The 16,259-nt window shown below is 60.9% G+C and carries 14 protein-coding genes; 8 read left to right on the top strand and 6 right to left on the bottom strand.

The window, feature by feature from the left end:
• Window positions 1-83: 83 nt before the first annotated feature.
• The 5 genes from ACQZ48_RS10490 (at window position 84) to ACQZ48_RS10510 (ending at window position 7,279) form a co-directional block, all read left to right on the top strand.
• Window positions 84-1,118, top strand: a complete 1,035-nt coding sequence (locus tag ACQZ48_RS10490; protein WP_448728799.1) for a glutamine synthetase beta-grasp domain-containing protein — start codon at window positions 84-86, stop codon at window positions 1,116-1,118.
• Between the two features lie 218 nt (window positions 1,119-1,336).
• Window positions 1,337-2,107: an SDR family oxidoreductase gene (locus ACQZ48_RS10495; RefSeq protein WP_137410858.1), complete on the top strand. Its 771-nt coding sequence runs from the start codon at window positions 1,337-1,339 to the stop codon at window positions 2,105-2,107.
• Between the two features lie 31 nt (window positions 2,108-2,138).
• The gene (locus ACQZ48_RS10500) at window positions 2,139-5,534 is read left to right on the top strand and encodes a hybrid sensor histidine kinase/response regulator (protein WP_448728800.1); all 3,396 of its coding nucleotides are present in this window, start codon (window positions 2,139-2,141) and stop codon (window positions 5,532-5,534) included.
• A complete protein-coding gene (locus ACQZ48_RS10505; protein WP_448728801.1) occupies window positions 5,531-6,460 on the top strand; it encodes a response regulator in 930 nt (309 codons plus the stop codon). The genes ACQZ48_RS10500 and ACQZ48_RS10505 overlap by 4 nt, the downstream gene beginning before the upstream one ends.
• 282 nt (window positions 6,461-6,742) lie before the next feature.
• Window positions 6,743-7,279 (top strand): AAA family ATPase, encoded by a 537-nt coding sequence (locus tag ACQZ48_RS10510; RefSeq protein WP_191217833.1) that lies wholly within the window; start codon window positions 6,743-6,745, stop codon window positions 7,277-7,279.
• A 130-nt stretch (window positions 7,280-7,409) separates the two neighbouring features.
• Here the strand turns inward: ACQZ48_RS10510 and ACQZ48_RS10515 are convergent, their stop codons facing one another.
• The 6 genes from ACQZ48_RS10515 to ACQZ48_RS10540 all read right to left on the bottom strand — a co-directional run bounded on the left by ACQZ48_RS10515 (window position 7,410) and on the right by ACQZ48_RS10540 (window position 13,092).
• A complete protein-coding gene (locus ACQZ48_RS10515) occupies window positions 7,410-8,528 on the bottom strand; it encodes a branched-chain amino acid ABC transporter substrate-binding protein (RefSeq protein WP_077981421.1) in 1,119 nt (372 codons plus the stop codon).
• A 117-nt stretch (window positions 8,529-8,645) separates the two neighbouring features.
• The gene (locus ACQZ48_RS10520; protein WP_077981420.1) at window positions 8,646-8,999 is read right to left on the bottom strand and encodes a DUF6867 family protein; all 354 of its coding nucleotides are present in this window, start codon (window positions 8,997-8,999) and stop codon (window positions 8,646-8,648) included.
• A gap of 182 nt (window positions 9,000-9,181) precedes the next feature.
• Window positions 9,182-9,910, bottom strand: a complete 729-nt coding sequence (locus ACQZ48_RS10525) for an ABC transporter ATP-binding protein (RefSeq protein ID WP_077981419.1) — start codon at window positions 9,908-9,910, stop codon at window positions 9,182-9,184.
• Window positions 9,910-10,788 (bottom strand): ABC transporter ATP-binding protein, encoded by an 879-nt coding sequence (locus ACQZ48_RS10530; RefSeq protein WP_191217832.1) that lies wholly within the window; start codon window positions 10,786-10,788, stop codon window positions 9,910-9,912. Before ACQZ48_RS10530 ends, ACQZ48_RS10525 begins: the two co-directional genes overlap by 1 nt.
• Window positions 10,788-12,140, bottom strand: a complete 1,353-nt coding sequence (livM, locus tag ACQZ48_RS10535; protein WP_373692762.1) for a high-affinity branched-chain amino acid ABC transporter permease LivM — start codon at window positions 12,138-12,140, stop codon at window positions 10,788-10,790. The genes ACQZ48_RS10530 and livM overlap by 1 nt, the downstream gene beginning before the upstream one ends.
• 49 nt (window positions 12,141-12,189) lie before the next feature.
• Window positions 12,190-13,092, bottom strand: coding sequence for a branched-chain amino acid ABC transporter permease (locus ACQZ48_RS10540; RefSeq protein ID WP_077981416.1), 903 nt, complete (start codon window positions 13,090-13,092; stop codon window positions 12,190-12,192).
• A 334-nt stretch (window positions 13,093-13,426) separates the two neighbouring features.
• Between ACQZ48_RS10540 and cysQ the strand changes: the two genes are divergently transcribed.
• From cysQ to sciP, 3 genes are all read left to right on the top strand, one after another.
• Window positions 13,427-14,215 (top strand): 3'(2'),5'-bisphosphate nucleotidase CysQ, encoded by a 789-nt coding sequence (gene cysQ / locus ACQZ48_RS10545; RefSeq protein WP_077981415.1) that lies wholly within the window; start codon window positions 13,427-13,429, stop codon window positions 14,213-14,215.
• A gap of 347 nt (window positions 14,216-14,562) precedes the next feature.
• Window positions 14,563-15,603, top strand: a complete 1,041-nt coding sequence (locus ACQZ48_RS10550; RefSeq protein WP_448728802.1) for a DUF2793 domain-containing protein — start codon at window positions 14,563-14,565, stop codon at window positions 15,601-15,603.
• Between the two features lie 191 nt (window positions 15,604-15,794).
• Window positions 15,795-16,070 (top strand): CtrA inhibitor SciP, encoded by a 276-nt coding sequence (gene sciP, locus ACQZ48_RS10555; protein WP_004430042.1) that lies wholly within the window; start codon window positions 15,795-15,797, stop codon window positions 16,068-16,070.
• The last annotated feature ends 189 nt before the right edge of the window (window positions 16,071-16,259 follow it).

The following is a 16,259-nucleotide window of genomic DNA, read 5'->3' on the forward strand; positions in this document are numbered from 1 at the left end:
GCCCTTGAACGCGAATGCGCTTCCGGTGGCGAAAGCCACGGGAGGCCTCAAGGCTTCGCATTGTTACCTATGAGAGGTTCGTAATGACTAAGTTCAAACTCGAGTACATCTGGCTGGACGGATACAAGCCGGTCCCCAACCTGCGCGGCAAAACCCAGATCAAGGAATTCGATGAATTCCCGACACTCGAGCAGCTGCCGCTTTGGGGCTTTGACGGCTCTTCCACGCAGCAGGCCGAAGGCCACTCTTCCGATTGCGTGCTGAAGCCCGTCGCGATCTACCCGGATCCGGCCCGCTCCAACGGCGCGCTCGTCATGTGCGAAGTCATGATGCCCGATGGCGTCACCCCGCATCCGTCGAACAGCCGCGCCACCATCCTCGACGACGAAGATGCATGGTTCGGCTTCGAGCAGGAATATTTCTTCTACCAGGACGGCCGCCCGCTCGGATTCCCGGAACAGGGTTTCCCGGCTCCGCAGGGTCCTTACTACACTGGCGTCGGCTTCAAGAACGTCGGTTCGGTTGCCCGCGAAATCGTTGAAGAGCACCTCGATCTGTGCCTCGAAGCCGGCATCAACCACGAAGGCATCAACGCCGAAGTGGCGAAGGGCCAGTGGGAATTCCAGGTATTCGGCAAGGGCTCCAAGCGCGCCGCCGACCAGATCTGGATCGCCCGTTACCTGCTGCTGCGCCTTTGCGAACAGTACGGCATCGACGTCGAATTCCATTGCAAGCCGCTCGGCGATACCGACTGGAACGGTTCGGGCATGCACTGCAACTTCTCCACCAAGTTCATGCGCGAAGTTGGCGGCAAGGAATATTTCGAAGCCCTCATGGCCGCTTTTGCCAAGAACTGGAAAGAGCACATCGACGTTTACGGTCCGGACAACCACATGCGCCTGACCGGCAAGCACGAAACCGCTCCGTGGAACAAGTTCTCCTACGGCGTTGCCGACCGTGGCGCCTCGATCCGCGTTCCACATTCCTTCGTCAACAACGGTTACAAGGGTTACCTCGAAGACCGTCGTCCGAACTCGCAGGGCTGCCCGTACCAGATCGCTTCCGTCGTTCTGAAGACGATCGCGGAAGTGCCGCTCGCAAAGTCGGCTGCTGCCTGATAACCCAAGACATGGCGTCGCCCGCAACCGGGCGACGCCATTTTTATGTCCACCGAACGGCCGGACCGGACAGGCGACCTTTCGCCGAGCGCCGGACACGGCATAGTCTTCCCATACGCAAGCTCAAACAAGCGGCGTGGCTTTGACCAACAGCCTCGGGTTTTCCGAAAACCGCACCATCGTTTTCGGTCCGATGCTCTCAAGCAAGAAGGTGAGCGATGGGCATTCTCCAGAAATTCTCTCTCGAAAACCGCATCGCCGTTATTACCGGCAGCGGTCGCGGCCTTGGTTTCGAAATCGCCAGCGCCTTTGCCGAAGCGGGCGCCCATGTCTGGCTGACCGGCCGCAACGCCAAGACGCTGCAACAGGCGGTCGACACGCTGCGCAAGGCTGGTGGCAAGGCCGATTACGCCGCTTTCGATATCGCCGATACCGCCGCCGGAAGCGCCCTGGTCCGCCGTATCATGGGCGAGTTCGGCCATCTCGATATCCTCGTCAACAATGTCGGTGCGCGCGACCGCCGTCCGCTTGCCGAATTCAGCGACGAGGACGTGCTGGATCTTATCCGCACCGACCTCACCTCCTCCATCTCGCTCTCGCGCGACGCGGCTGAAGCCATGAATGCCAATGCTTACGGCCGCATCATCACCATCACCTCCATTCTCGGCCACATCGTCAGGCCGGGTGATGCGATCTATCCCGTTGCCAAACAGGGGCTGACCGGACTGATGCGCGCAATCGCTGTCGAATATGGCGCGCGCGGCATCACCAGCAACGCCATTGCGCCGGGCATGTTCGCCACCGAAACCAATGCGGCGCTCGCCGAGAATCCTGAGATGGTTGCCTTTGCCAAGCTGCGCGTGCCGCTGGAGCGCTGGGGCAGGCCGGATGAAATCGCCGGTGCCGCCCTGTTTCTGGCGAGCGACGCGGCCTCCTTCGTCAATGGCCATGTGCTGACGGTGGATGGCGGCATGTCGGTGCGGCTGTGAGAGGCCCCTTGCGGAAAGGCGCTCGATAGGCATGGCGGCACGGCAACGCATCATCCCCGTCAGGCGCGAATATAACCGCTGGGTCGCCAACCAGACGCTGGAAGATTATGCGCTGCGCTTCACCGCCAAGAGCGCCCGGCAATTTTCCTCCAACCGCATTTCCCACACCGCCATCGGCGCGATTTCCTTTCTGGCGCTGGAAGCCATCGGCGGCGCGATCACGCTGTCCTACGGCACCACCAACGCCTTTTACGCCATCCTCGTCGCGGCCGTTGCCATGCTCGCGGTCGGCCTGCCGATCAGCCGTTATGCCATCCGCCACGGCGTCGATATCGATCTCCTGACGCGCGGCGCGAGCTTCGGTTATATCGGCTCCACCATCACTTCGCTGATCTATGCCGCTTTCACCTTCATGCTCTTTGCCATCGAGGCGTCGATCATGTCCGGCGCGCTGGAGCTGGCGCTCGGCATACCGCTCTGGATCGGCTACATCATCTCCGCCGTCATGGTCATTCCGCTCGTCACCCATGGCGTGCGCCTCATCAGCCGTTTCCAGATCATCACCCAGCCTTTCTGGATCGTGCTGAACATCCTGCCCTTCATCTTCATCGCCCTGATGGACTGGGAAAAATACGATCTCTGGCGCGCCTTTGCCGGCATTCACCACGCCTCCGGCCCGCCCGGCACCGTGGCGGATTTCAACCTCGTGGAATTCGGCGCGGCCTCGGCCGTCATTCTGGCGCTGATGTCGCAGATCGGCGAACAGGTGGACTTCCTGCGCTTCCTGCCGGCCGAAGGCCAGAGCCGGCTGCGCCACCGCCTCGCGGTGTTTCTGGCGGGTGCCGGTTGGGTCGTCGTCGGCGTGCCGAAGCTGCTGGCCGGTTCCTTCCTTGTCGTGCTCACCTTCAGCTCCGGCGTCTCGGTGGACCGCGCCGCCGATCCGGCCCAGATGTATCTCACCGCCTTCGGCTACATGATCCCCAACCAGACGGCGGCGATGCTGCTGATGGTCGCCTTCGTCGTCGTCTCGCAGCTGAAGATCAATGTCATGAACGCCTATGCGGGTTCGCTCGCCTGGTCGAATTTCTTCTCGCGGCTCACCCACAGCCATCCCGGCCGCGTCGTCTGGCTGGTCTTCAATGTGGCGATCGCGCTGCTTCTGATGGAACTCGGCATCTACCGCCTGCTGGAAGAAACGCTCGGCATCTTCTCTATCATCGCCATGGCGTGGCTCTGCACCATTTCGGCCGATCTGTTCATCAACAAGCCGCTCGGCCTTGCCCCACCGGGCATCGAGTTCAAGCGCGCCCATCTCTATGATATCAATCCCGTCGGCGTCGGCTCCATGACGCTTTCGGCCACAATTGCGCTAATGGCGCATTTCGGCGCCTTCGGGCCGCTCGCCGCATCGCTCGCGCCCTATCTGACGCTCATCGTCGCTTTCATCGCCTCGCCGCTGATTGCCTGGGGCACAAAGGGTAAATTTTATCTCGCCCGCAAGCCGCGCCAGCAATGGCGCGAGCTGAGCGCCATCACCTGCTCCATCTGCGAACACCCGTTCGAGCCGGAAGACATGGCGTGGTGCCCGGCCTATGCGGCGCCGATCTGTTCGCTCTGCTGCTCGCTGGACAGCCGCTGCCATGACATGTGCAAGCCCAAGGCCAAGCTCAACTATCAGGTCGCGACTGTCGCAAAAACCTTTCTCCCGAGACAGCTGGTGGCCAAACTCGCCACCCGGCTGGGGCGTTATGGGATGGCGGCGGCGATTGCCGTCACCGCCATCGGCGGCATATTGGCGATGATCGCCCATCAGGTCGGCACCGCCTCGCCGGCAACGGCAGATGTGGTCAACCGCACCATCCTCATCGTGTTTTTCGTCTTCGCCGTCATTGCCGGCATCGTCTGCTGGTTCCTTGTGCTTGCCCATGACAGCCGCGTGGTGGCGGAAGAGGAATCCTCGCGCCAGAACACGCTACTGCTGAAGGAAATCGCCGCCCACAAAAAGACCGACGCCGCCCTTCAGGACGCCAAGGAAACGGCGGAAGCCGCCAACCGCGCCAAGAGCCGGTATGTCGTTGGCCTCAGTCACGAATTGCGCACGCCGCTCAACGCCGTTCTCGGTTATGCCCAGATTCTCGAGCGGGACGAGACCATCCCCCCTCCCCGCCAATCGGCGATCAAGGTCATCCGCCGCTCCGCCGACCACCTCTCGGGTTTGATCGACGGGCTTCTCGACATTTCCAAGATCGAGGCGGGCCGCCTGCAGGTCTATTCCAACGAGATCAACATTCAGGATTTCCTCGATCAGATCGTCGATATGTTCCGCCCGCAGGCGCAGGCCAAGGGCCTGGAATTCCGCCACGAGCGCTCGCCCGCTCTGCCGCAATATGTCCGCACCGATGAAAAGCGGCTGCGCCAGATCCTCGTCAACCTGCTCTCCAACGCCATCAAATTCACCGATGAGGGCGCGGTCACCTTCGATGTCGGTTATCGAAGCCAGGTGGCAAGCTTCACCGTGTCCGATACCGGCCGCGGCATCGCGGAAAAGGACCTCGCCCGCATCTACGAACCCTTCCAGCGCGGCGAGGCCGAAAGCGTGCGGCCGATGCCCGGCCTTGGCCTGGGGCTGACGATTACAAGGCTTCTGACCAATACGCTCGGTGGCGAGATTTCCGTTTCCAGCGAAAAGGATGAGGGATCCACCTTCCGCGTGCGCCTCATGCTGTCTGCCGTGCACCGGCCAAGCACGACGCCAGCGGCGGAAAAGACTATCCGCTCCTATTCCGGGCCGCGCCGCACCATTGTCGTGGTCGATGACAATGAGGATCACCGCGAACTAATGCGGCAGGTGCTTTCGCCGCTCGATTTCGTGGTGCTGACGGCGCAATCCGGCCCCGAATGCCTCACCCTCATCGAAGGGGTGAAGCCAGACCTTTTCCTCATCGATATTTCCATGCCCGGCATGACCGGCTGGCAGCTGGTGACGAAGCTTCGCGAGGCAGGGCAGACGGCCCCGCTCATCATGCTCTCGGCCAATATCGGCGACGGCACTGTCGCTGGCGCGGGGGAGGACAACCACAATGACGCCATCGCCAAGCCGGTCGATATCCGCCATCTCTGCGACAGGCTCGCCGTGCATCTCGGGCTGAAATGGATTTACGATACCGATCTGCCGCCCGCGCCAAAGCAGCAGCCCCCTGCCGAGATCATCCATCCCGGCGCAATTCATATCCAGGATTTGCAGCGGCTCGGCGAAATAGGCTACATACGCGGCATCGAGGCGAAACTCGCCGATCTTGCCCGCAACACGGATAACCTGCCCTTCACGCGGGAGCTCGGCACCTATGTGCAGGCCTTCGATCTGGCCGGTTACGCGCATTTTCTCAAACGGTTTGCAGATAAAGACACGGGAGACGGCAAGGCATGAGCGGTCAGGTGGCGGCAGCCCCGAGAGACATCGTATTGCTGGTGGATGACAGCCCGGAAGCTCTGGGGTTCCTCACCGACGCGCTGGAGCAATCCGGCTTTTCCGCCCTCATCGCCACCTCCGGCCAGGCCGCGCTCAACATTGCCGAACGCATTACGCCCGACATCATCCTGCTCGACGCCGTCATGCCGGCCATGGACGGTTTCGAGACCTGCCGTCGCCTGAAGGCCAATGCGGCGGTGGCGCAGGTGCCGGTCATCTTCATGACCGGGCTGACAGAGACCGAACATGTGGTGCGGGCGCTCGAATCCGGCGGCGTCGATTATCTGACCAAGCCAATCAATATCGACGAGCTGCGCGCCCGCATCCGCGTGCATCTCTCCAACGCCCGCTCGGCGCAAAGCGCCCGCGTCGCCCTCGACGCCGCCGGCCGCCATCTGCTGGCCGTGCGCGCCAATGGCGCCATCCACTGGTCCACCCCGCAGGCGACGCGGCTGGTCAATGCCGCGACCGGCCGGGATGATGGGCTGGAGATTGTCGTTGCCCATATTTCCGGCTGGCTTTCGCACCGGGCAACGGTGGATGCCGCCCGCGACACGCCGCTGACGATCACCGAGGCCGGGCGGCCCGCTTTGCAACTCTCCTTCCTCGGCGCGATGGGACCGGACGAATATCTCTTCCGCCTGACCGCCGCCAATGAGAAATCCGACGACCATCTGCTGAAGGACCACTTTGCCCTGACAACGCGGGAATCGGAAGTTCTGTTGTGGATTGCCAAAGGCAAATCCAACCGCGATATCGGCGATATCCTCGGCCTTTCCGCGAGAACCGTGAACAAGCATCTGGAGCAGATCTATGTGAAGCTCGGCGTCGAAAACCGCGCGTCGGCGGCTGTGAAGGCCGCGCATGTCCTGCATCAGGGGTGACGACCGCCGTTAATATGCTAAGGTTCGTCCGGCATATATTTTCCGCTTGAGTGCACGCCACCCGCTTATTGGCCGGGCGGCGGCGGCTTGTTTCTTCTCCCCGAGGGGGAGAAGTCCGCGGCAGCGGGATGGGGGCGAGGTCTCCGAATTCCGGCGAGATTGCCCCCTCATCCGACCCTTCGGGCCACCTTCTCCCCCCTCGGGGAGAAGAAACCAGCGGCGACCCACCACCCAAAAAATCAATGTTCGACCAACTGCACCCTGTCACAGGAAAGAAATTCCATGGACCGTTTCATCATCCTTTCCGGCTGCTCCGGCGGCGGCAAATCCACTCTGCTTGCCGAACTAGCCCGACGCGGTTTCGCCACCGTCGAGGAACCAGGCCGCCGTATCGTCGTCCAGGAAACCCGCAATGGCGGCACCGCCCTGCCGTGGATCGACATGCAGGCCTTCGCCCGCCGGGCCATCGCCATGGCGCTCGAGGACCGGCAGAATGCGCCACCGGAGGGCCTCGTCTTCTTCGACCGCAGCCTGATCGACGCCGCCTCAGCACTTCGCCATATAAATGGCGATACCTTCATCGAGGCGCTGCGGGCTTCACACCTCTATAACCGCCTGGTTTTCCTAACCCCGCCATGGCCTGAAATTTACACGGGCGACAGCGAGCGCAAACATGGCTTCGATGCGGCGGTCGAGGAATATGGGCGTTTGCTCCGCGACTATGACGAGCTGGATTATGAAACGATAATATTGCCGAAGGTACCGGTATCGGAGAGAGCCGGCGTGGTATTGGAGCAGCTTGTCAAGAAAACGCGCTGAGGTCGGGATTGCAGTTGACCCGCGCGCCAATTTGGCTGGGGTCAGTTATTGCGAAGATTGGAGGCGTCCGCCTCGAAAATAAAAGCCCGGCATCGCTGCCGGGCTCCGATAGACTATGATCCAGTGAGACTCACGTCCCCTGCTGAATGTAGGTGAACTTGCCGTCCGGACCCTTCTTCCACTCGTACATGACGTAACCGGGAAGCTTCGGGTCGCCCTTCTCATCGAAGGAGATTTCGCCAAGCGCGGTCGGGAAAGTGCCGGACTTCAGGGCCTCGGCAACCTTTTCCGGATCCACGGAACCGGCGGCCTTCGCCGCACCGGCAATCGCCTGCATCGCGGCATAGGAATAGAGCGTGTAGGCTTCCGGGTTGAAGCCGGCGGCCTTGAACTTCTCTACCAGTTCCTTGTTTTCCGGGCGCAGCGTCGGATCGGGGCCGAAGGTGTTGAGCGTGCCTTCGACGGCGTCGCCGGCGATGGAAGCAAGTTCGTTCGAGACGATACCGTCGCCCGAAACGAGCTTGGCCTTCAGGCCCTGGTCAGCCGCCTGGCGGATGATCAGACCGGCTTCGGTGTGCAGGCCGCCCCAGTAGATGATGGAAACGCCGGCTTCCTTCATCTTGGAGATCAGCGCGGAGAAGTCCTTGTCGCCGACATTGACGCCTTCATACATGACTTCCGTCACGCCGGCGGCATTGGCAGCCTTTTTGGTTTCATCGGCAAGGCCCTGACCGTAGGGCGTCTTGTCGTGAATGATGGCGACCTTGGCATCCTTGAAATGATCGGCCAGGTACTTGCCGGCAATGCCGCCCTGCTGGTCATCACGGCCGCAGGTGCGGAAGGTGTTCCACAGGCCGCGTTCGGTGAAGACCGGGTTGGTTGCAGCAGGCGTGATTTCGAGAATGCCGTTTTCGGCGTAAACTTCAGAGGCCGGAATGGAAACGCCCGAGTTGAAGTGACCGACAACGAATTTCACGCCGTCAGCGACGAACTTGTTGGCAACCGAAATACCCTGCTTGGGGTCGGATACGTCGTCGCCCAGCACGATCTTGATCTGCTCGCCATTGATGCCGCCGGCGGCATTGATGTCTTTCGCAGCCTGTTCGGCGCCCTTCTGGATCTGAGCGCCGAAAGCAGCGTTCGGGCCGGTCAGCGGTGCGCCGACAGCGATCACGACATCGGCCCAGGCCGAACCGCCAAACGCGACCATGGCGGTCAGCGCAACAGCGGAAAGAAGAGACTTCTTCATTACTTTACTCCCAGTTCCTTGGATGGGTTGATTGCAAGGACCTGTTCGACACCCACCTTAACCGAACAGAAACCGTTCCACTCTGACGAGCATTGTGCAGCCGGAAAAATCCGCCTGTCAATCTTTCTTCTTGTAGGAAAATGCCGACGTCCGGTCGTAGAGCCAATAGTAGTTATTGACCATCTGGCTCGTCCGGCGCATGCGGAAACCGACGCTGGAAAAAGCCAGAAGAAGAACGACGTCAAACACGTAATAGAAACCGTTGATGAACGGCCCGGCAAAGAGCGCGTAGTGCAGAAACCGCATCACTACACCCAGAGCGAGCGTATAGATCACCACCCGCGTATAACCGCCCCAGCCATCGGCCACGGACTTGCCCGTGCGCCATGCTGTCCAGAAACCCAGAAGAACAACCAGCGCGCGCAGAACATACCGCACGCCGTTATCCGTTTCGAAAAAAAGGCCCTGCATCTCTTTCCCCATCAGTGCCGGGCTGAAACGCCCTGGCCCTGCCTTGTCTGTCGTCCCGTCGTTTTCCCGCCGGGCATTTTATTGTTTGCACCCCGCCATGGATCCTTAAGGTTTGGCCGAAAGGACGACAGGCCACCGTTTGCAGTCTTGCGCCGCAAAATTTCCGGCGCAAGTAAAATCTTTCAGTGCCGTCCGCCTTCGAGATAGGCGGCGCGCACCTGCGGATCGGCGAGCAGTTCCCTGCCCGAACCGCTCATGGTCACCTTGCCGTTGACCATCACATAGGCGCGGTCGGAAAGCTTGAGCGCGGCAAAGGCGTTCTGCTCCACGAGGAAGACGGTCAGCCCCTCTTCCTGGTTGAGTTTCTTGATCGCCTCGAAAATGCCCTTGACGATCAGCGGTGCGAGACCGAGCGACGGCTCGTCCAGCAGCAAAAGCTTCGGCCGCGCCATCAGCGCGCGGCCGATGGAGAGCATCTGCTGCTCGCCGCCGGAAAGCGTGCCGCCGCGCTGGCTCTGACGTTCTTTCAGGCGCGGGAACATCACGAAGATCTTCTCGACGTCTTCCTTGAAATATTTCAGATTATCGAGATTGGCGCCCATCTGCAGGTTTTCCAGCACCGTCATGCGCGGGAAAATCCTGCGGCCTTCCGGCGACTGGGCGATGCGCTTGCGGGCGATGAGATGGGTCGGCAGCCGGGTGATATCCTCGCCGTCGAAGATCACCTGGCCGGCGCGCGCCTGCGGGCTGCCGCAGATGGTCATCATCAGCGTCGACTTGCCGGCGCCGTTGGCGCCGATCAGGCTGACGATCTCACCCTTTTTGACCTCGACATCGACACCGGCCAGAGCGCGGATATTGCCATAATAGGTTTCGACACCCTGGACTTTCAGAAGCGGTTCACCAGACATCAGGCCGCTCCTCCGTCGAGTTCTTCCGCAATCACGTCTTCCACTTCATCATCCTCGACACCTAGATAGGCGGCGATGACCTTCGGGTCGTTCTTCACATGGTCCGGCGTGCCGTCGGAAATCTTCTGGCCATACTCCAGAACCACCACATGGTCGGAAATCTGCATCACCACGGACATGTCGTGCTCGATCAGCAGCAGCGACGTGCCTTCATCGCGGATACCGCGCAACAGCGTGTTGAGCGCCAGCGATTCCTTCGGGTTAAGGCCGGCGGCCGGCTCGTCGAGGCAAAGAAGCTCCGGCCCGGCGCACATGGCGCGGGCGATTTCCAGACGGCGCTGCGCGCCATAGGGCAGATCGCCGGCCGGATCGTCGGCACGGTCGATCAGATCCGCCTTTTCCAGCCAATACTTGGCCTTCTCGATCGAGGCGTCCACCGCCCGCCGGTAAGCGGGCAGGCCGAGGAGACCAAGGATCGTGTAACCCGAGGCCTTCATCAGCACGTTGTGCTGGGCCACCAGCAGGTTTTCCAGAACGGTCAGGCCCGAAAACAGCCGGATGTTCTGGAAGGTGCGCGCCACCTTCGCCTTCTTGGTGATTTCGAAATCCGGCAGGCGCTCGAGAAGATGCGCCTCGCCGCTTTGCTGGCGCATGGTGATCATGCCCATGGTCGGCTTGTAAAAGCCGGTGATGCAGTTGAAGACCGTGGTCTTGCCCGCACCGTTGGGGCCGATCAACGCCGTGATCTCGCCGCGCTTCGCCTCGAAGGAGAAATCGTTGATGGCCATCAGGCCGCCAAAGCGCATCGAGAGATGTTCGACCTTGAGGATCGTATCGCCAGTCGTATTGGGTGTCATTGTTGCCGTTCCGGAAGCCATCAACCGTGACCTTCCTTGGTAAAGCTGCCGGAGACGGCCTTGCGTTCTTTAAGGAAAGCCGTGGGTTCACGCGAGCCGACGAAGCCGCGCGGCTTGAACAGCATGACGATGACCATGCCGAGACCGAAGAGCAGCATACGGTAGAGTTCCGGTGTGAAATCGGGCCCGAAGACATGCTTCAGGAATTCCATTTCACGCAGCGCCTCGGTGCCGCCGACCATGACCAGCGCCGCAATGGCGATGCCCGTGAGCGACCCCATGCCGCCGAGAACGACGATGGCGAGGATGACGGCGGATTCCAGGAACACGAAGCTCTCCGGCGAAACGAAACCCTGGCGCGCGGCAAAGAAGGAACCGGCAAAACCGCCGAACATCGCACCCGTTGCAAAGGCGGTGAGCTTGGTGATGACGGTATCGATGCCGAGCGAACGGCAGGCGATTTCGTCCTCGCGCAGCGCTTCCCATGCCCGGCCGATCGGCATGCGGCGCAGGCGGATGGTGACATAGGCCGTCAGCATGCAAAGCAGCAGAATCACGTAGAACAGGAAAATCTTGTAATAGGCCGAAGACATGGACAGGCCGAAAACCTTGGCGAAATTGTTCGGCGCGCCGATATCGAAGGACCAGATGCCGAAAACCGACGCCTTGGCGATGCCCGAAATACCGAAGGTGCCCTTGGTCACATCCGTCCAGTTCAAAAGCACGAGGCGGATGATCTCACCGAAGGCGAGCGTCACGATCGCCAGATAGTCGCCGCGAAGACGAAGAACCGGGAAACCGAGAATGATGCCCCAGAAACCGGCGAGAATGCCCGCGACCGGCAACAACACCCAGAAGGACAGGCCGAACTGGCTGGAGAGCAGCGCATAGGAATAGGCGCCCACCGCATAAAAGGCCACGTAACCGAGATCGAGCAGGCCGGCGAGGCCGACGACGATGTTGAGGCCCCAGGCCAGCATCACATAGATCAGGATCTGGATGCCGAAATTGTCGACGAATTTCAGCGAGCCCTGAAAGCCGAAGAGCTGCACGGCGATCACCGGATAAAGCAGCAGAAGGACCAGCGCCAGCTTCAGGAAGTGCTTGTGGAAAAAGCCCTTTTCCTCGGAAATCTCCGGCACGCCGCTTTTGGCCTTTGCCAGCTTGCGGCGGTCCAGCGATGGCTTGATGAAGCCGACCATCAGGAACCGGCCGACGGCGGCAACGGCGACGAAAATCGCCAGAAGGCCCCAGCGCGTACCCCAGATCAGCTGGTTGTTGATATCCTGATAAGTGATGATGCCGACATAAAGAATGAACATGCCGAGCGATACGAGGCCCGCAATCAGGCCCTCCTTCACAGCCGTCGCCATCAGGCTCGGGCTGGAAGCAGCATTGTCGGAAGCGATATTGGTCATGGGATCACACCTTCTCGACTTCCGGACGACCGAGAATGCCGGTCGGCTTGAAGATCAATACGAAAGCCAGGATGCCGAACGCCGCGACATCCTTGTAGGCGATGGAGAAATAGGCCGACCACAGCGATTCGATGAGGCCTATCAGCAGACCGCCGAGCACGGCGCCCGGCAGAGAGCCGATGCCGCCGAGAACGGCTGCGGTAAACGCCTTGACGCCAGGGATGAAGCCGTCGCTGAAAGACGCAACGCCGTAATACATCAGATACATGGTGCCCGCGACAGCGGCGAGCGCCGCGCCCATGATGAAGGTGATCGAAATCGTCTTGTCGACATCGACGCCAAGCAACGCGGCCATCTTGCGGTCCTGTTCCGTGGCGCGCTGCGCCCGTCCAAGCGGGGTCTTGTTGACGATATACCAGAAGGCGAAGAGCAGCACCGAGGTAACGACCATGATGATCAGCTGCTTCAGCGACACGGTGATGTCGCCGAAATGATAGCTTTCCGTCACGAGCGACGGGATCGGCTTGTTGCGCGGACCCTGCGTCACCTGAATGAAGTTGGACAGCACGATCGACATGCCGATGGCCGTGATCAGCGGCGCGAGACGGAACGACCCTCTGAGCGGGCGGTAGGCGACGCGTTCGATAACCCAGTTCCACAAGCCGGTCATCAACATGGCGACGACCATCATCAAAAGCAGAAGAAGCGCCACCGGAATGCCGGCGACAAAGGATGTCACGATCAGGAAAACGATCAGCGCGGCGAAGCCGCCAAGCATGAAAATGTCACCATGGGCGAAGTTGATCATGCCGATGATGCCGTAAACCATCGTATAGCCGATAGCGATGAGGCCATAGATCGATCCAAGAGTCAGCCCGTTGATGAGCTGCTGGATAAAATACTCCATGTCTTTCCCCCGGGTATGGCCTCAAATGGGCCACGCCTCGTTATGTTAATTATAGGGGAAGCCTTTCAGGCAGACCCCCACCCTCAAAATGCATATCGTGTTCGTTAAAAATGTGAAGTCAAAAACGGGCGATCCTGCACAAAATTTGGAATTTCCACATGGACTGCCGCTTTCCCGGTCAAAAGAGCCATGATTTTGGCAGGAAGTGCTGAAAAAATGACGGCCGGATGCTTATTTCAGCATTGTCCGACGCCATTATTTGACGGGCGGCGGGCAAAGGAGTAGCGAAGATCGGAACGGCGATATCCCGCAGACGGGATCAATTGGCAAAGAGATGATCGACATATTGACGAAAGCGGCGCTGGACGCCGGTCAGGCCATCATGGCGGTCCACCGTGCCGGCCCGCATGTGTCGTATAAGGACGACTGCTCGCCGGTGACCGAGGCCGATCAGCGGGCCGAGACGATCATCCTTGCGGCGCTGGCCGCCCATTTTCCCGATATCCCCGTGGTTGCCGAAGAAGCGGTGTCGAGCGGCATCCTGCCGGAAACCGGTGCGGAGTTCTTCCTCGTCGATCCGCTGGACGGCACCAAGGAATTCATTTCCGGCAAGGACGATTTCACCGTCAACATCGCGCTCATCCGCAACGGCGTACCCGTGGTCGGCGTGGTCTACGCCCCCTGCCGCGGGCAGGCATGGACGGGCGAGCACAATGCCGCCGAAAAGCTCACCATTTCCGGCGAAGGCGTCGTCCTTTCGCGCCGCCCCATCCGCGCGCGCCGGCGCGGCGCTTCCCCCGTAGCGCTGATCAGCCGCTCCCACTGTACGGCAAAAACGGAAGCCTTCGTGGCCGAACACGGGCTGAAGGACTGTATTTCCGTCGGCTCCTCGCTGAAATTCTGCATGCTGGCGGAGGGCGCCGCCGATATCTATCCTCGCTTCAGCCGCACCATGATGTGGGACACGGCCGCCGGCGACGCCGTGCTGCGCGCCGCCGGCGGCAGGACGCTCGATTGCGAGGGTAAGCCGCTTGCCTATGCGGTGAGGGGTGACGGCGAGGATGCGCTGGCCAATCCGGATTTCATTGCCGAAGGGGCGATGGCGGTGGAACAGGCGGGGTAATACCCGCTTGCCGTCTCCTGCGGCTACTGCAACGGGTGGATCGGATTTCTGCCTTGGTGAGCTTCGGCGTATGCCGCTTCACCCCCCTCTGCCCTGCCGGGCATCTCCCCCTCAAGGGGGGAGATCGGCAGGAGGCGCTACCACCGCTTCATTCGTAAACGTCGTGATAGGCGAGACCTATCCACGAGTCGATCTCCCCCCTTGAGGGGGAGATGCCCGGCAGGGCAGAGGGGGGTGAAGCGGCATACGCCGAAGCCTCCAAAAATAATCCATCCCCACTCATCCCCACCCCATCCCGCCACATCACAATGCCCCGCAAACGAACACAACCGCGCGGAAGGCACACCATGACGGAACAGACGGCAAGACTTCGGCTTCCCTATATCCTGCCCTCGCAGGCCCAGAAGCACGTCACCCACAACGAAGCCCTGCAAAGGCTGGATGCGATCGTGCAGCTCGTCGTCAGGGCCACCGTCGCGACACCGCCCGAAGATGCAGCGGAAGGAGACTGCTTCCTTCTCTCCGCCGGCGCCACCGACGACTGGGCCGGCAAGGGCGGCAGACTTGCCTTCCGGCAGGATGGCGCATGGCTTTCGATCACGCCGCAGCCCGGCTGGACGGCATGGTTCGCGGCCGAAAGCAGATACCGGGTCCTGCAGGACGGAAACTGGCGCGACTTGCCGCTGCCGGCAAGCGGTCGGCTGGAAAGGCTGGGCATCGGCACGGAGGCAGACGCCGCCAACCGCATGGCGCTCGCCTCCCCCGCCAGCCTCTTCACCCATGGGCCGGAAGACGGCAGCCACCGCATGACGGTCAACAAGGCAGGCAAAACCGATACCGCCTCGCTGGTGTTCCAGTCCGGCTGGAGCGGCCGGGCGGAAATGGGCCTTGCCGGCAATGACGGCTTTTCGATCAAGACCAGCAAGGATGGTGCCTCATGGCACACCGCACTTCTCTGCAGCGGCGATGGCCGGGTCTCGATGCCGAACCGCCCGCTCACTGTTGCCGGCCTGCCGGCGGGCACGACGAAACCCGCCAACGGCTCGGCGGCTGGTTTTTCCGTGCTCTTCATCGCCGAGGGCGGCTTTACGCTCGGTGATGCCGTCAATGGCGGCGGGCGTGAACTCGTCGTTCCGGCAAAAGGCCTTTATCTGGCGGCCCTGACGCTCGCCGTGGTCTCCTCTTCCGGCCACCGGGTGACGCTTTTTATCAATGGTGCGGCGACCAGCTTCAGCATCGCCGGCAACGTCTCCGCCACCGGCACCCAGCAGTCGGCCACATCCATTCTTTCTCTCGATGCCGGCGACCGCCTGCGGCTGCAGCATGAGGGAACGGCGGAATTTACCCAGGGCGATAGGAAAACGTGCCTTTCGCTTGCGGCACTTTGACGGAAACAACCGGTGAGAGAGAAAAATTGCGATTTTTGGAAAAATTTTTTCCCGGCAAAATAAGGCGACTCGAACAAATCAGGCGAAACCGTTCAAATTCTTAATAAATTGTCACGAGCTGCTTAGGCAATTTTTAAAGGTACCGGGATAGAGTTCCCGTCATATGGTCTTGAGTTTGTATAGAGTGTCCAATGACCGAAATGATACGCCCACGAGTTAAATATGTCATCGGCCCCGATGGCAGCCCTCTGACGATTGCGGATCTTCCGCCTGCCAATACCCGTCGTTGGGTCATTCGCAGAAAGGCCGAGGTGGTTGCCGCCGTACGCGGAGGACTGCTGAGCCTCGAGGAAGCCTGCGAGCGTTATACGCTCACCGTCGAAGAATTCCTGTCCTGGCAGTCCTCGATCTCCGATCATGGCCTTGCCGGCCTGCGCACCACGCGCATCCAGCAATATCGCCACTAAACAGTGGGCCGGCGCGGCAACGCGCCCAGACCGAGTGTAGAGAACGCCCCGCCGGATTATCGACGGGGTTTTCGGTCTAATTTCGGATGTCCATCTGAGAACTGCGCTACAGAGCCGGTGATTGTCGCCGGTTTGTGTCCGCTGCGTTTGCTATCATGCTGTTTCAATTCAGGCTGAAGCCGGTACAGT

The organism is Agrobacterium sp. 22-209-1, from assembly GCF_053522485.1.

Bases quoted from the DNA above. Each gene is read 5' to 3' on its own strand.
- ACQZ48_RS10490 (WP_448728799.1), top strand. From the start codon at position 84: ATGACTAAGTTCAAACTCGAGTACATCTGGCTGGACGGATACAAGCCG.
- ACQZ48_RS10495 (WP_137410858.1), top strand. From the start codon at position 1,337: ATGGGCATTCTCCAGAAATTCTCTCTCGAAAACCGCATCGCCGTTATT.
- ACQZ48_RS10500 (WP_448728800.1), top strand. From the start codon at position 2,139: ATGGCGGCACGGCAACGCATCATCCCCGTCAGGCGCGAATATAACCGC.
- ACQZ48_RS10505 (WP_448728801.1), top strand. From the start codon at position 5,531: ATGAGCGGTCAGGTGGCGGCAGCCCCGAGAGACATCGTATTGCTGGTG.
- ACQZ48_RS10510 (WP_191217833.1), top strand. From the start codon at position 6,743: ATGGACCGTTTCATCATCCTTTCCGGCTGCTCCGGCGGCGGCAAATCC.
- ACQZ48_RS10515 (WP_077981421.1), bottom strand. From the start codon at position 8,528: ATGAAGAAGTCTCTTCTTTCCGCTGTTGCGCTGACCGCCATGGTCGCG.
- ACQZ48_RS10520 (WP_077981420.1), bottom strand. From the start codon at position 8,999: ATGCAGGGCCTTTTTTTCGAAACGGATAACGGCGTGCGGTATGTTCTG.
- ACQZ48_RS10525 (WP_077981419.1), bottom strand. From the start codon at position 9,910: ATGTCTGGTGAACCGCTTCTGAAAGTCCAGGGTGTCGAAACCTATTAT.
- ACQZ48_RS10530 (WP_191217832.1), bottom strand. From the start codon at position 10,788: ATGGCTTCCGGAACGGCAACAATGACACCCAATACGACTGGCGATACG.
- livM (WP_373692762.1), bottom strand. From the start codon at position 12,140: ATGGCGACGGCTGTGAAGGAGGGCCTGATTGCGGGCCTCGTATCGCTC.
- ACQZ48_RS10540 (WP_077981416.1), bottom strand. From the start codon at position 13,092: ATGGAGTATTTTATCCAGCAGCTCATCAACGGGCTGACTCTTGGATCG.
- cysQ (WP_077981415.1), top strand. From the start codon at position 13,427: ATGATCGACATATTGACGAAAGCGGCGCTGGACGCCGGTCAGGCCATC.
- ACQZ48_RS10550 (WP_448728802.1), top strand. From the start codon at position 14,563: ATGACGGAACAGACGGCAAGACTTCGGCTTCCCTATATCCTGCCCTCG.
- sciP (WP_004430042.1), top strand. From the start codon at position 15,795: ATGACCGAAATGATACGCCCACGAGTTAAATATGTCATCGGCCCCGAT.